Genomic DNA, 13699 nt, shown 5'->3' with positions numbered 1-13699 from the left:
CTATTGTGCGCTCGTCGGTTAGAGCCGAAACGGGAGTGCAATCATGGCTGAGTATTCATGGCTTTTGGTACTGATTGGCGGCCCCTTCATATTGGGCCTATTACTGGCTCTCGGAATGAGACAGCGCCGTTTGAACCGTTATGAACGGGAAGCTCGCGATCGCGCCACCGATCGCATCTATCACGAAGAGTCGTAACGGCTAGGAGAGAAACTTCCTTATTTCTGCCAGATCGCGGATGAATTCGCGCGTTTCGATATCCGCTTGATCCCTGTCGCGTATTCTCAGAATGTATGAGGGATGTATGGTGACCAGAACCGGCGGCAGTCCCTCGGGATGAAATATCCTTCGCCGGTCCTTGGTTATGCGAACCGCCTTGCTGACGAGACAATTGGCGGCTGTTGCTCCCAGTGCCACGACTATTTTCGGCTTGATAAGCTCCAACTCGCTTCTGAGCCACCATGAGCAAATTCGTATCTCGCCGGCATTTGGCTTCGAGTGCAGCCGGCGCTTGCCGCGCGGCTCGAATTTGAAATGCTTGACGGTATTGGTGACATAACAGCGATCGCGCTCGATACCGGCTTCGGCCAGGGATCTATCGAGTACAATACCGGCCGGACCCACAAACGGGCGACCGGCTAGGTCCTCCTTGTCACCCGGTTGTTCGCCGACTAGGACGGTCTCCGCGTCTCTCGAACCCTCGCCGAACACCGTCTGGGTGGCGTTTTTATAAAGATCGCATCGTCTACAGTGCTCAGCCTCGGATTTGAGCTCACTCAAGGAATTAACGGCGGAATGTTCGCTCTCCAAAAGATCAGGCTTGTCCATGATGATACATCCGGGACCTATCTGCGAATGATTTCGTGAAACTCGTCGCGTTGGCCTGGCACATCCTCCGCAACCACGAGACCGAGGCCCTCCTGGTCGAACAGGGCGAACCATTCATCCCATTCGACCAGACGCGGCCCGCCAAAATCGTCGGGACGATCGGCGCCCTGGCGATCATCATCCTCATAGGCATGCTGACCGAAGCGGATGGAGAGCACAGGCTCGTCGCTACCGATGAGCTCTTCGGGATCGCGGATCGCCGGTATGCCAGATCGCGCCGCCGCCCAGTCCCGTATCTCCTGATGGTCCGTAAGCAATCTGGTCTCCGTCATGGGGTATTTCTCCTGTGCTTTTCTAACGCATCAAAAGTGCCGGGGTTCCCGTGACGAATAGACCCGGCACGGTTCGTTCACTTTTTCATTCGCCGGGAACATTTTGCTTCCTTGCGGCTTGAGACTCGACGAAGTTCCGGTCATTCAATTGCGAAAAGGAACCGACCATGGATAGCGGCATCACGATCACACCATATTCCCACCCCGTGACGGTACGATTCCACGATGTCGTTATAGCTTCGACGGAACGGGCATTGGAACTATTGGAGCCCGGGCACAATCCCGTTCTCTATATTCCTTTCGACGATATCTATTTCGCTCATCTGGAAAAGACCGAGACCAGCACGAAATGCCCGTGGAAGGGAACCGCGTCCTACTGGCGGGTCACAGGTCAGGGCGAGTCTGCCAAAGATGCCATGTGGGCCTATGAAGACCCGAAACCGGACGTCGGTGCAATCCGAGGTCATGGGGCATTCGATCCGCAGAAAGTAACATTCGAGTGAACAGCCCTTGGAGGTTTAAAAATGGCCGGGAAGCCAAAAGAGAAATGGTCCCAGGATGTCACCGATCATAGTGACGCGCTGGACCTCGAGGCCCGTGTCTTCGAACAGCACGATCCTCACAAGATTGCCGTCTCGCTGAAGCGATCCGCAGAACATTCCGATCGGCGCAAATCCAGTCCCTACCGGTCTGCGATGTCTATGCTGACTTTCTTTATCAACCGCGCAGGCCACAACCTGCCAGACAAACAAAAGAGAATATTAGAACGCGCTAAAGATGAACTGAGGAAGGAATTTGGCCGCGCCTGATGGTGGCGTTGCGAGGAACTCCATTGTGGCTATGTCCGCTTGTAGACATACAATTGCGCTTACGTGCAAACGGCGTACTCTTCTGCTGAATAGCATAGAAGGGTACTGGTATGGGTCAAAGGCTGGACCAAAAGCTGGAATGCGCAAACTGTGGTACAATCTATCTAAACATACCTGCAGATGTGGATTCGAACTCGCCAATACATTGTAGCTCCTGCGGCAATTTCCTTGGTTCGTGGGGCGATCTCGAAACCGATTTTGCTCGGCAAGGTGGGCAACACGGTGTCTTCCGTATGGAAAAAGGGGTGATTACCCGGCTTGACGAGCCTGGGCAAATTCTTCACGGTCCGGCCAATCAGAACTCGCCCAAAACTCTGAAATCCGACGAAATAATATAGAGAAATTTTTTATCCCTCGCCGGGATACTGGTTTGCAGCCAGCTGTCTGGCTAGATGCGCAGCGTTGCGCGCGAGCATATCAACCGCATTCGTTACAACATCCGGCACTTTCCTGAGATCGATGAAATCTGTGCGTCCCATGGCTTCACCGACCCAATAGGCAACGGCATTCGGCGCCAATGAGAACCCGACATCATTGAGCGCCTGAAAAAGCTCGGCGGAGACGTGGTGCGCACCGTCTTCATTGCCAACGACAGCAACCGCCGCAACGCGGCCATAAGACACCATCCTGCCCGCCTCATCCGTCTCTTCGAGAAAGGCGTCCATACGTTCAAGAGCCCGTTTGCACACACTCGACGGTTGGCCGAGCCAGATCGGCGTTCCCATGACGAGAATGTGCGAACCCAGTATCCGCTTGCGGATGTCCGGCCAGGCATCTCCACCACCTTCATCCGAAGTCACACCCGGCTTGATATTCAGCTCGGCAAGCCGGACGCTGGTTCCCTCGACGTCGTGCTGCTGCAACGCTTCCAGCACCAAGTCGATCATCTTTTGCGTGGAGGATTCCCCTTCGCTCTTCAACGTGCCATTGAGGGCGAGCGCCTTGAGTTTCATACCGCCCTCCTAATAACCGCCAACCACGGGCAGTATCTCGCCGGTGATGTAGCTCGAGCAATGGGACGACGCCAGAAAGACATAAGCGGGTGCAAGTTCTTCGGGCTGAGCGGGCCGCTTCATCGGCGTATCCGAACCAAATTTCGAAACGTCCCCGGCCTCCTTGTCGGCTGGATTGAGCGGCGTCCAGACGGGACCTGGCGCAACGGCGTTGACGCGAATGCCACGGGAAAGCAAGTTTCCTGAAAGCGCCCGGGTGAAGGCGTGAATACCGCCCTTGGTCATGGAGTAATCGATGAGATTCTTACTGCCCATAAGCCCTGTAACGGAGCCCGTGTTGATGATCGCCGATCCTGGTTTCATCTCGCGCGCCGCCGCTTGGGCAAGAAAGAAATAGCCATAGAGGTTGGTCTTGATTGTTTCGTCAAAGTGCTCTTCAGTCAAATCCTGGAAATCGTCGGTGTGCAGCTGGAATGCAGCATTGTTGACGAGGACGTCGATTTTGCCGAAGGTTTTGATCGTCTGTTTAACCGCATCCTGGCAAAAGTCTCGCTTTCGAACATCCCCCGCGATAACGAGACAACGTCCGCCGTCCTTCTCGACCAGTTTCCTTGTCTTGTCCGCATCACGCTCTTCATCGAGATGCACGATGACCACATCGGCGCCTTCCCGCGCATAGAGAACAGCAACCGCGCGTCCGATGCCGGAATCGCCGCCCGTGATCAATGCGACTTTGCCATCAAGTTTCTTCGAACCTTCATAGTAGGGTGCATCGTACATCGGTGCTGGCTCTATGGTAGCCTCGATGCCCGGTTTCTTTAAATGCTGTCTTGGAAATGGCGGAACGGGGTAAGCACGGGCGCCCGTTTGCGGCGCTTTTTCCTTAGCAGAACTACCCTTGCGTTCGTCGATCTTATCAATCTGAGCTTGAATTTCACGGTGCCGTTTCGCAGTCGTGTTACCGGCTGTTTCATGGCGTGAAAGATTTCCCTGTGCCATCTGAATCTCCTTCGTCGCTTCTGACCCTAACCCACAGCATCCCGAATTGTTCCTGACGTAGTGGAGGAACTATCTGCTTGGATCTGGCGTTTTCGACGAACAGCACAACCAAGGGAAAACGAGATGACCAAACGACCGACGATTGCCCGCATTTGGCGTGGCCGAACCCGGCCGGAACACGCGGACGAATATGAGGCCTATAACTACGAAGCCGGCATCAAGCCGCTAATTGAAAAGGCGCTCGGGGTGCAGACCTTACGTGAGGACCGGGAGGACGAGACCGAATTCATGACGATTTCTTATTGGGAGGACGTGGGGTCGATGGCGCACTTTACCGGAGGTGACCCCAACAGCATCCATCATCTCGCCCGGGATAGTGAATTCCTCATCGAGCTGCCGGTCCATGTACAGGTTCTCAAAATCCGCTCGGCTCACGGCCTGACTGGATTCGGCAAGTTCGTTGCAGAGTTCCGATGAGAATATTCGCTTTCGGTACTTTAAAGAAAGGTTTCCCGCTGCATGCCCATGGTCTGAACGATGCCGTGTTTCTTGGAAACTACCGTACAGTCGAGCGGTTTCCCATGCTCATTGCCGGATCCTGGTTCGCTCCGATGATGCTGGATTTGCCGGGGACCGGTCTTCGCGTCAAAGGCGAACTTTATGACATCGCCGAAAGCCGGTTACCTTTGCTCGACGCACTCGAATCCGTTGGATTGCCTGGTAATTTTCGCAAGTCGATTAAAATCTGCGACGAGAATGGCAACCAGGCAGGCTGGGCGTTTGCATTCCTAAAATCATCAGATCTCGCCATCCCGGTGCATTCGGGTTACCTGGATGAATATCTGGATGGAAGGTTTGTCCCGCCATGGGAACGGCAGAGATAGAAAAGCAACAACAGTCAGATTGTCCAGCTGCCAAGAACCATATCGGTCGTGGCCGTTTCGACCTGCTGAGAATATCGCTGATGATAATGCGTCAGCATCGCATCGTGCGCTTCATCGGACGAACTGCAGATCGCGTCCGTCACTACGATCACCCTGAATCCGAAATCGACTGCCCCGAGAACAGTGGAAAGCACGCAAACATCGGTCTCCCCGCCAGTGATGACAAGAGTGTCCATTCGACGTTCGTATAGCTCGGCATAGAGTGAACTTTTGTGCCAGGGAGAGTAGACGCGTTTGTCGAAGATGCGGGCGGGTGGGATGAAACGGGCCAGCTCTTCCACGAGCTCAACACTGTGCTCATCCAGTCGGCTCAAGGTCATATCGGCCCAGCGGGTATAATATTTCGACCAGAGACCAGGACCCTCTCCGGGCCTGTCGGCAGGAATGAACCGGGTGAAGATGCTTTCTGAAGGATGGTGCCCGGCTATCAACTCGATATTTGGCAATACCCGTTGGAACCAGACCATCGCCCAAGGGCTATCACCCGAAAAAATGCGCTGCATATCCACGCAGAGATGAACAGCGCTTCGACCGATCGGCCCGTATCGCAACCCGGCTGCCACGATGTCCTCCAACAGGTCGTAAACTCATAAATCTGATAGAAATGGCGCGAGAAACGGCAAGAAGATGCGAGGAGAAGCGTGAAGGGCGGGGCCCTTCCCCCGACCGAACGGTTCGACACTGCAGCTTGCAGCCGTTTCGGCGTCCAGAGGATAGGGTCCATCTTCCCGGTAACATCGTCGCAAAGGCTCGAAAATGAACCACATTTCCATCGCCTTCGCTCCCCGTATCCGAAAAGATGGCCTCATACCATTTCCACCAGATTTTTGAGTTACGACCTGGAAACGCTCCGTCGGTAACGGAGCGTTTTGCAGATGGTCAGGCAGCTGCTGCCCGGTTTAGCGAGCCTTCAGCCAGTTTTGACAGTGCTGCGTCGGTGGCAATTTCCTCCTGCAAGGTTGCGCCCAGCAGTTTCTTCGCGTCGGGCATATTCAAATCCCCGGCCCAGCGCGCCAAGGTTCCGTATCGCGCAATCTCATAATGTTCGACAGCCTGCGCTGCGGATGCCAGTCCCGCATCCAGCGCAGGTTGATCCTTGAATTCGTCCAGGATTTCCTCGCCCTCGGCGATAATGCCTTCAATCGCCTCGCAGGTCTTGCCCTGTGCACGCTTGCCGAAAATTTCGAAAACCTGTTGCAGCCGCTCGACATGAACCTCCGTCTCGTCCCGGTGCTTCTCGAAAGCAGCTTTCAGTTGCGGGGATGCCGCGCCCTTGGCCATTTTCGGCAGGGCTTTTAGAATCTTGCGCTCGGCGTAATAGATATCCTTGAGGGTTTCATGAAAGAGTTTGTCCAGTGTCTTCTCGGCCATTGTACGACTCCCATTCGTTTGGCGGTTTCGCGATTAAACGCAATTTGATGCTGCGCAAGTAATCGACCGCGAGAGTAACGAAGGTGTTAGACAATGGTTCCTTGGTCTGGCTGGAAAGATAACCCTGCAATAACTTAGCCGAATGAATATCCTGCCCCGCGCACCGTACGGATGGGATCAATTGAGCGGCCAATATTGATGGCCTTGCGCAACCGCCCGACATGCACGTCGACGGTGCGGTCATCCACATAGATGTCGGCGCCCCAGACATTGTCGAGCAGCTGACCACGCGAAAAGACCCGGCCGGGAGATTGCATCAGGAATTCCAGGAGGCGGAACTCCGTCGGACCAAGTTTGAGTTCGCGCTCCTTGCGGTAGACACGGTGTTGCTCGCGGTCGAGCTTGAGGTCGCCAAAGCTCAACACATGCGACAGAAGGCTCGGGTTGACCCGGCGCAGCATCGATTTGATGCGTGCGAGCAACTCCGGTGTCGAGAATGGCTTGACCATGTAGTCATCTGCGCCGGTCGCAAGGCCGCGCACTCGCTCGCTTTCCTCGCCGCGTGCCGTCAGCATGATGATCGGCAGGATTTCCGTTTCGCGTCTGGCCCTCAGCCGCCGGCACAATTCGATGCCGGAAAGGCCTGGCAGCATCCAGTCCAGAATCAACAGATCCGGCACTTTCTCCCGCAAAGCTATTTCTGCTTCGTCGCCGCGTGCGATAGTGTCGACCGCATAGCCTTCAGCTTCAAGATTGTACCTGAGGAGGACGCTCAAAGCTTCCTCGTCTTCCACAACGGTGATTTTGGGAGCTATAGCCATTTTCTACCTTCAACTAGGATGCGAGAGGTTCATCCACCACGATGGTGTGAGATTGGTCTTCCTTCGGGCGTTCCGCCGGAAGCTGCGTTCCCGTCACAATATAATAAACTGTCTCTGCAATGTTCGTCGCGTGATCGCCGATACGTTCGATGTTCTTTGCACAGAAAAGCAGATGGGTGCAGGCGGAGATATTGCGCGGATCTTCCATCATGTAGGTCAGGAGTTCACGGAACAATGACGTATAGAGCGCATCGATCTCGTCGTCACGCTCGCGCACGATATTGACCTGCGCGACCGAACGCGTGGCGTAGGCGTCGAGAACGTCCTTGAGCTGCGTCAAGGCCAGTTCGGCGATGGTCTGCAACCCGCGATAGACGGAGAGCGTCTGCCTCGTATCGGTGACCGCAACCACCCGCTTGGCGATGTTCTTGCCGAGATCGCCGATGCGTTCCAGATCCGATGATATGCGGATCGTGCCGATGACTTCACGCAAGTCGATCGCCATGGGCTGGCGCTTGCCGATGATGGTAATCGCCTTTTCGTCTATCTCACGTTGACCGGCATCGAGGATCAAATCGTCCGAGATAACCCGCTGTGCCAGCGCATTATCCGAATTGACCATGGCAGCGACGGCCTGCTCGACCATGCGCTCCGCATGGCCGCCCATCTCGGCAATCTTATGTGTCAGGAATTTCAGTTCCTCGTCGTAGGAACGGACGGTGTGCTGTGCTGTCTGTTCGGTCATGATATCAACCTCTTTCCCGTGATCAGCCGAAGCGTCCGGTGATGTAGTCCTGCGTGCGCTTTTCCGTCGGGCTTGTGAACATCATTTCGGTATCACCTACCTCAACAAGATTGCCCAGATGGAACATTGCGGTGCGCTGCGATACGCGTGCCGCCTGCTGCATCGAGTGCGTCACGATGACGATTGTATAATTCTCTCGCAATTCGTCGATCAGCTCCTCCACCTTGGCGGTGGCGATGGGATCGAGCGCCGAGCAAGGCTCATCCATAAGGATAACTTCCGGGCTGACGGCGATGGCGCGCGCAATGCAAAGGCGCTGCTGCTGGCCGCCGGAAAGACCTGTACCCGCTTCGTGCAGGCGATCTTTCACCTCTTCGAAAAGGCTGGCGCGACGCAGGCTCTTCTCGACGATTTCATCGAGTTGCTGGCGGTTCTTGGCGAGACCATGAATACGCGGGCCATAAGCCACGTTCTCGAAGATCGACTTCGGGAAGGGGTTGGGCTTCTGGAAAACCATGCCAACGCGGGCTCTGAGTTCCACGACGTCGATTTTGGGATTGTAGATGTCCTCGTCATCCAGCGTAAGAAGGCCGCCGACCTTGCAGCCTTCGATCGTGTCGTTCATGCGGTTCAGGCTGCGCAGGAAAGTGGACTTGCCGCAGCCCGAGGGGCCAATCAGAGCAGTTACCATCTTCTCCGGCACATCGAGGCTGACACCGAACAGGGCTTGCTTGTCACCATAGTGGACGGTGACATCCTTGCCCTGCATTTTGATCGCGTTTCCATGAGCGCTCATTTTGTCATTTACCGCTTTTTCGAGATTTCGTTCCGTCATCAGGTTCATAATTAGAGCCTTTCCCGACCCGTTACCACCGCCGCTCGAAGCGGCGACGCAGAATGATAGCTGTGATGTTCATGACCGCTAGGAAAATCAACAACACGATGATAGCGCCGGACGTACGCTCGACAAAGGCGCGCTCCGCCTCATTTGCCCACATATAGATCTGTACTGGCAGCGCCGTGGAAGGATCGAGCGGCGTAACCGGAGCGTTGGCGACGAAAGCGACCATGCCAATCAAAAGCAGCGGCGCCGTTTCACCCAGAGCATGCGCAAGACCGATGATCGTGCCGGTCAGAATGCCGGGGGCGGCCAGTGGCAGAACGTGGTGGAAAACCATCTGGGTTTTCGACGCTCCGACGCCTAGAGCCGCCGCGCGGATCGAAGGTGGAACGGCCCGAAGCGCTGCACGTGTGGCGATGATGATCGTCGGCAATGTCATCAGCGTCAGCACCATACCGCCAACCAGCGAAGCCGAGCGCGGCATGTGGAAGAAGTTGATGAAGACAGCCAATCCGAGAAGGCCGAACACGATCGAAGGAACGGCGGCGAGGTTGTTGATATTGACTTCGATGACGTCCGTCAGCCGGCTCTTCTTGGCGTATTCCTCAAGATAGATAGACGCGGCCACGCCAATCGGCAGAGAAAGGCACAGCACGATCAACATCATGTAAAGCGAGCCGATGAGCGCAACGCCAAGGCCAGATGTCTCGGGGCGGCTCGAGGCGCCATAGGTGAAAAGGCCGGTATTGAAGCGCTGGGACATCACGCCCTCACCCTTCAGCTTGTTCATCCACTCGACCTGCTGGTCTGAAACCTTGCGGCGGGTCTGATCGACGGTCAGATCAATCTGGCCCTTGAAGGCGGAATCGATGTCAGCACCGGTCAGCACCCAGACGCTCTGCGTCGTGCCGATGAGCGAAGGATTGGCGACGACAAGCTCACGTAATTGTCCGCGTACCCCTTCTGAAAACAGCTTGCCGAGTTCACGCATCGCGGGCTTGTTTGTCGTCGGTACGCCCAGTTTTTCCGCCAGCGCATTGCGCGCCAGGATCGGATAATTGGCCGTCAGCAGGACGTTCGGGTCAGTCGCACGCTTGTTGTCGGGATCGATGATCTTCGGGTCGAGATTGATCGTAAGATTGACCTCGGTCTGCCAGAAGGCTGTGTAGCCGTTGGAAAACACCGAATACATCAGGGCGATCAGGAAGAAGAGACCGATGGCGATAGCGGCAATGCCATAGAGTTTGAAACGACGCTCGGCGGCATAACGGCGCTTGAGCCCGATGTCACGGCGCGCCGGCCGTGCAGATGCAACGGGATTGAGGGCTATGTCGGTCATTCGTACTGCTCCCGATACTTACGCACGATGTAGAGCGCAAAGATGTTCATCGCCAAAGTGATGAAAAAGAGGGTGAGGCCCAAGGCGAACGCCACCAGCGTTTGCGGTGAGTTGAATTCGAGGTCGCCCGTCAACTGATTGACGATCTTGACGGTGATCGTCGTCATCGCTTCGAACGGGTTGATGTTGAGGTTGGCGGCAACACCGGCGGCCAGCACAACGATCATGGTTTCGCCGATGGCGCGCGACGCGGTCAAAAGCAGCGCGCCCACGATGCCCGGCAGGGCTGCCGGAAGAACAACACGGCGGATTGTTTCGGATTTGGTCGAACCGAGGCCGAGTGATCCATCGCGCAGCGAACCAGGAACAGCAGTGATGATGTCATCGGAAAGCGACGAGACGAAAGGGATCAGCATGACACCCATGACGATGCCTGCAGTCAAAACACTCTGCGCCTGGATAAAGGCATAACCACCGGAAAGTGCTGCGCTGAGATCGCGCAGGAATGGACCAACCGTGACGAGTGCGAAGAAACCATAGACAATCGTCGGGATACCGGCGAGCACCTCAAGCAACGGCTTGACGACGGAGCGTACGCTGCGGCTGGCGTATTCCGCCATGTAGATGGCGGCGAACAGGCCGACCGGCACGGCGAACAGCATGGCCACGAACGCGATATAAAGCGTGCCAGCAAGCAGAGGGACCAAGCCGAACTGCCCTTGCGAACCGCCGGAACCCGCCGCCGCAAAGCGTGGATCCCAGACCGTGCCGAAGAAGAACGTCGAAGGCGACACGGATTGGAAGAAGGTAATCGTCTGGAACAGCATCGACAGGATAATGCCGATAGTGGTGAGAATGGCGATAGCCGACGCCGCAATGAGCGCACCAAGGATGATACGCTCCACATTGTTGCGTGCACGAGCCCGGACATTGACCCCGGAGAGGCCGAAGACCGCACCGGCAAGTGCCAGCACTATCGCAACAGTTCCGCCGATACTGCTCGCCCAGGCGGTATTCCTGTTCCACTCGGCAGCGATGGGGATCATATAGTCCTGACCCTCGGTCGCAAGCGCCACTCCCTTGCTCGCGAGAAGCGGCTGCAATTCTGCAAAGGTTTGCGGAAGATTGGCCCGTTCCGCATCGCTAAGCCTGTCCAGGCCGCGCGCAATCCCGCTGACCATGCCGAGCTCAAGGCTTTGGCTGGCAATGACAGTGTCGGCAGTGCGCGTTGGCAGCTCGGCAATGGCCGAGCGCTCCAGGTAGACGCCGGTTGCGGCGGCCCACACTGCGATAAAAAGGACAGCTGGCAGCGCAGAAGCCAAGAAAACCCACCATCCATGATAGTGCGGCAGAGAATGCGGCTTGACGTTTCCGCCCTCTTTGCTGACAGCGCGCTGGCGGCCGATGAAGTATCCCGCCGTGGCGATCGCCATTACAATCACAAGCACCATGAAAATGGACATCTAGAGGTCTTCCCCGTACCGCAAAATTCACGTCAATTAAAAGGTAAACGGGCAGCCCAGGCCGCCCGTTTCCGTAAGCCGCAGCCTACTTCATTGTTGTGCCGGCAGCGAAGGCATCGCGCTGGGCTTTGCGTTCTGCATCTGGAGCAGCAACTAGCCCATACTCGACGAGTGGGCTGTCCGGTCCGATCATCTGATCGTTGAGGAAGAAGTCGACATATTCTTTGAGACCAGGAATGACACCGAGATGGGCCTTCTTGACATAGAAGAACAGCGGACGGGAAACCGGGTATTTGCCGGAAGAAATGGTTTCCGTGCTCGGAACAACGCCTTCAACCGTAGCAACCTTCAGCTTGTCGGCATTGTTTTCGTAGAAAGCGAGGCCGAATACGCCAACGCCAGTCTTGTTGGCATCGATACGAGCCAGCGTTTCCGGATAATCGCCATCGATATCAACTGCTTTGCCGTCCTTGCGGATCTTGACGCAGGCGGCAGCGGCAGCCTTGTCATCAAGGCCGAGCTTCTTGATCGCATCGGCAGCGCCGGTCGTCTTGCAACCGCTGGTCATCAGCTTCTCTTCGAAAACTTCGCGCGTGCCATGCTTTTCGCCAGGGATGTAAGCAGCGATATCCCAGTCCGGGAGAGCCGGATTCACCTGGTTCCACTTGGTGTTTGGATTGGCGACAAGCTTGCCGTCAACGACGATCTGGGCAGCAAGTGCCGTATAGATGTCCTTCGGCGCCAAAGCCCAATCCGGACCCTTGACGTCGGTCGCAAAAACGATGCCATCATAGCCGATGCGAATTTCCTGGACGTCCTTGACGCCAGCATCGGCGCAAGACTTCAATTCGCTCTCCTTGATTGGACGGGATGAATTGGCAATGTCGACCGTGTCTTCGCCAACGCCCTTGCAGAATTCCTTGATGCCTGCGCCGGAACCACCGGATTCAACGACTGGCGTCTTGAAATTAGGATATGTTTCGCCAAAAGTTTCGGCAACGATCTTGGCGTATGGCAGGACCGTCGAAGAGCCCGACACCTGGACCTGATCGCGTGCAGACGCTGCGACCGTCGACGCGCCTACGGCGATCGCAAGCACAGCGGCTGTGGTTAAAAGCTTGTTCATCGTGTTACTCCCGTTAGAAAGCTGTTGAAGTAAGCGCTGTCTACAGAAGGTTTATAACAGTCATGTGACACTTATATTACAGTTTGGTCACAAGGGGAGGGTCACGGAAATACGCGTCTTAACGAATTGAAATTGTTCAATTAAATGAATTGTAAGCCGGCTGTGCCCATCGTAGCCGAGGGGATCAACCTCAAAGATTCAACGATTTCAATAACATCCTTCGGGAGAATTGCGACAGCTTTTCCAACCGCAAGCGGCAAAAGCCGCTTTGCACAGCTGCGTCATCTCTTCGATAGTGCAAAAGACGGTCAGAACTCTAATTCTCGCGCCCATGCGGATGGCGCGAGACAGAAGTACCCGCTGCAGCAGCCTCACGCCATTTAGCTCATTTCAACGTGGGCTTGCCTATCAACACACCCGCGCGCTGCGCGGCAATGACGAATGCTTGCCTCGCCTTTGCCGGCGGCATCCAGCCTTCGAGGGCATCCCGGCACATTCGCGTGGCACGCCGGTATTCGACCCCATCCTGCTGTGGCCATTGGTTCTTCAGGCACTCCAATGCCTCCCACGCCGAAGAGACGAGGCGAAGCCCCATGGCACCGAGGCTGATCAGTACTGGAGATGAAAAAGACTTGTCGTTCATGATCCGCTGCCTCCCGTTTTGTACGAAACAGCGATATTCGCGTAGCTTGAATTCGAAATCATAGTTGTACTCCATCGAGAATTACGAACTATGTTTCCTCCTGTTCCCTGGTCTTTTTATTTGGACTTCTAGGATGAGGGATGATCTCAGATTTGCATTTACCCTGCAATACCCCAATTCGGGCGATACACCTATTTCAATCGTTCGGCGGTGACGCCGGATTAGTCGTTTTAGCCTCGTCCCCATTCATAGCTCGCGTGGATGCTCCTCCTCTTTGCCGTCTTCGAGCTCCGATTTCTGTTTCGGTGTCGGCGGTTGGCCGGGTGCGGGGAAAGGCGTATCACGCGGTTTGGGTTTTTCAGGAAGCTTCGTGCCTCGTTCCTCGGGACGGGGCGGTGTTATGGGCGCATTCATGAGCTTGCTCCTC

19 protein-coding genes are annotated in these 13699 nt (G+C 55.7%); 5 read left to right on the top strand and 14 right to left on the bottom strand.

From position 1 onward, the window contains the following. The first annotated feature begins 43 nt into the window (after window positions 1-43). Complete coding sequence (locus N8E88_RS20445) at window positions 44-196, top strand: hypothetical protein (protein ID WP_262295256.1); 153 nt, start codon at window positions 44-46, stop codon at window positions 194-196. 3 nt (window positions 197-199) lie between these two features. On the opposite strand, the gene N8E88_RS20440 is transcribed toward N8E88_RS20445, so the two are convergent. Beyond that, complete coding sequence (locus N8E88_RS20440) at window positions 200-826, bottom strand: UdgX family uracil-DNA binding protein (protein WP_262295255.1); 627 nt, start codon at window positions 824-826, stop codon at window positions 200-202. A 17-nt stretch (window positions 827-843) separates the two neighbouring features. Beyond that, the gene (locus N8E88_RS20435) at window positions 844-1158 is read right to left on the bottom strand and encodes a hypothetical protein (RefSeq protein WP_262295254.1); all 315 of its coding nucleotides are present in this window, start codon (window positions 1156-1158) and stop codon (window positions 844-846) included. Window positions 1159-1325: 167 nt separating this feature from the next. Here N8E88_RS20435 and N8E88_RS20430 point away from each other — a divergent pair, with 167 nt between their 5' ends. Together N8E88_RS20430 and N8E88_RS20425 are read left to right on the top strand one after the other, a co-directional pair. Next, entirely contained in the window at window positions 1326-1661 is a 336-nt protein-coding gene (locus tag N8E88_RS20430) for a DUF427 domain-containing protein (RefSeq protein WP_262295253.1), read from the top strand. Between the two features lie 21 nt (window positions 1662-1682). Further along, complete coding sequence (locus N8E88_RS20425; protein ID WP_262295252.1) at window positions 1683-1967, top strand: DUF3175 domain-containing protein; 285 nt, start codon at window positions 1683-1685, stop codon at window positions 1965-1967. A gap of 407 nt (window positions 1968-2374) precedes the next feature. Here N8E88_RS20425 and N8E88_RS20420 read toward each other — a convergent pair whose 3' ends face one another. Both N8E88_RS20420 and N8E88_RS20415 read right to left on the bottom strand, forming a co-directional pair. Further along, window positions 2375-2980, bottom strand: a complete 606-nt coding sequence (locus tag N8E88_RS20420) for a flavodoxin family protein (RefSeq protein WP_262295251.1) — start codon at window positions 2978-2980, stop codon at window positions 2375-2377. A gap of 9 nt (window positions 2981-2989) precedes the next feature. After that, entirely contained in the window at window positions 2990-3979 is a 990-nt protein-coding gene (locus N8E88_RS20415) for an SDR family oxidoreductase (protein ID WP_262295250.1), read from the bottom strand. A 123-nt stretch (window positions 3980-4102) separates the two neighbouring features. On the opposite strand from N8E88_RS20415, the gene N8E88_RS20410 reads away from it, so the two are divergent. Further along, window positions 4103-4456 carry an antibiotic biosynthesis monooxygenase family protein gene (locus N8E88_RS20410; protein ID WP_262295249.1) on the top strand — a complete coding sequence of 118 codons (354 nt, stop codon included), beginning with the start codon at window positions 4103-4105 and terminating at the stop codon, window positions 4454-4456. After that, window positions 4453-4863 (top strand): gamma-glutamylcyclotransferase family protein, encoded by a 411-nt coding sequence (locus N8E88_RS20405; RefSeq protein ID WP_262295248.1) that lies wholly within the window; start codon window positions 4453-4455, stop codon window positions 4861-4863. The genes N8E88_RS20410 and N8E88_RS20405 overlap by 4 nt, the downstream gene beginning before the upstream one ends. A gap of 14 nt (window positions 4864-4877) precedes the next feature. Here N8E88_RS20405 and N8E88_RS20400 read toward each other — a convergent pair whose 3' ends face one another. The 10 genes from N8E88_RS20400 to N8E88_RS20355 all read right to left on the bottom strand — a co-directional run bounded on the left by N8E88_RS20400 (window position 4878) and on the right by N8E88_RS20355 (window position 13686). Continuing rightward, window positions 4878-5486, bottom strand: coding sequence for a cysteine hydrolase family protein (locus N8E88_RS20400; RefSeq protein ID WP_315975305.1), 609 nt, complete (start codon window positions 5484-5486; stop codon window positions 4878-4880). A gap of 316 nt (window positions 5487-5802) precedes the next feature. After that, complete coding sequence (locus N8E88_RS20395) at window positions 5803-6294, bottom strand: YciE/YciF ferroxidase family protein (RefSeq protein ID WP_112523954.1); 492 nt, start codon at window positions 6292-6294, stop codon at window positions 5803-5805. 134 nt (window positions 6295-6428) lie between these two features. After that, window positions 6429-7115 (bottom strand): phosphate regulon transcriptional regulator PhoB, encoded by a 687-nt coding sequence (gene phoB, locus N8E88_RS20390; RefSeq protein ID WP_262295247.1) that lies wholly within the window; start codon window positions 7113-7115, stop codon window positions 6429-6431. A 13-nt stretch (window positions 7116-7128) separates the two neighbouring features. Next, on the bottom strand, window positions 7129-7860 hold the full coding sequence (phoU, locus tag N8E88_RS20385; RefSeq protein WP_112523958.1) for a phosphate signaling complex protein PhoU: 732 nt from the start codon (window positions 7858-7860) through the stop codon (window positions 7129-7131). Between the two features lie 22 nt (window positions 7861-7882). Next, window positions 7883-8656 (bottom strand): phosphate ABC transporter ATP-binding protein PstB, encoded by a 774-nt coding sequence (gene pstB / locus N8E88_RS20380; RefSeq protein ID WP_262295551.1) that lies wholly within the window; start codon window positions 8654-8656, stop codon window positions 7883-7885. Window positions 8657-8726: 70 nt separating this feature from the next. Continuing rightward, window positions 8727-10040 (bottom strand): phosphate ABC transporter permease PstA, encoded by a 1314-nt coding sequence (gene pstA / locus N8E88_RS20375; protein WP_262295246.1) that lies wholly within the window; start codon window positions 10038-10040, stop codon window positions 8727-8729. Then, window positions 10037-11503, bottom strand: coding sequence for a phosphate ABC transporter permease subunit PstC (pstC, locus tag N8E88_RS20370; RefSeq protein ID WP_262295245.1), 1467 nt, complete (start codon window positions 11501-11503; stop codon window positions 10037-10039). Before pstC ends, pstA begins: the two co-directional genes overlap by 4 nt. Before the next feature lie 85 nt (window positions 11504-11588). Then, the gene (locus N8E88_RS20365; RefSeq protein WP_262295244.1) at window positions 11589-12629 is read right to left on the bottom strand and encodes a substrate-binding domain-containing protein; all 1041 of its coding nucleotides are present in this window, start codon (window positions 12627-12629) and stop codon (window positions 11589-11591) included. Between the two features lie 385 nt (window positions 12630-13014). Continuing rightward, window positions 13015-13272: a DUF982 domain-containing protein gene (locus tag N8E88_RS20360; protein WP_112524224.1), complete on the bottom strand. Its 258-nt coding sequence runs from the start codon at window positions 13270-13272 to the stop codon at window positions 13015-13017. A 246-nt stretch (window positions 13273-13518) separates the two neighbouring features. Next, on the bottom strand, window positions 13519-13686 hold the full coding sequence (locus N8E88_RS20355; RefSeq protein WP_262295243.1) for a hypothetical protein: 168 nt from the start codon (window positions 13684-13686) through the stop codon (window positions 13519-13521). Window positions 13687-13699 lie beyond the last annotated feature (13 nt).

It is taken from the genome of Phyllobacterium zundukense, assembly GCF_025452195.1.
GTDB lineage: Bacteria > Pseudomonadota > Alphaproteobacteria > Rhizobiales > Rhizobiaceae > Phyllobacterium > Phyllobacterium zundukense_A.
This window is presented reverse-complemented; position numbering and strand designations above follow the sequence as displayed.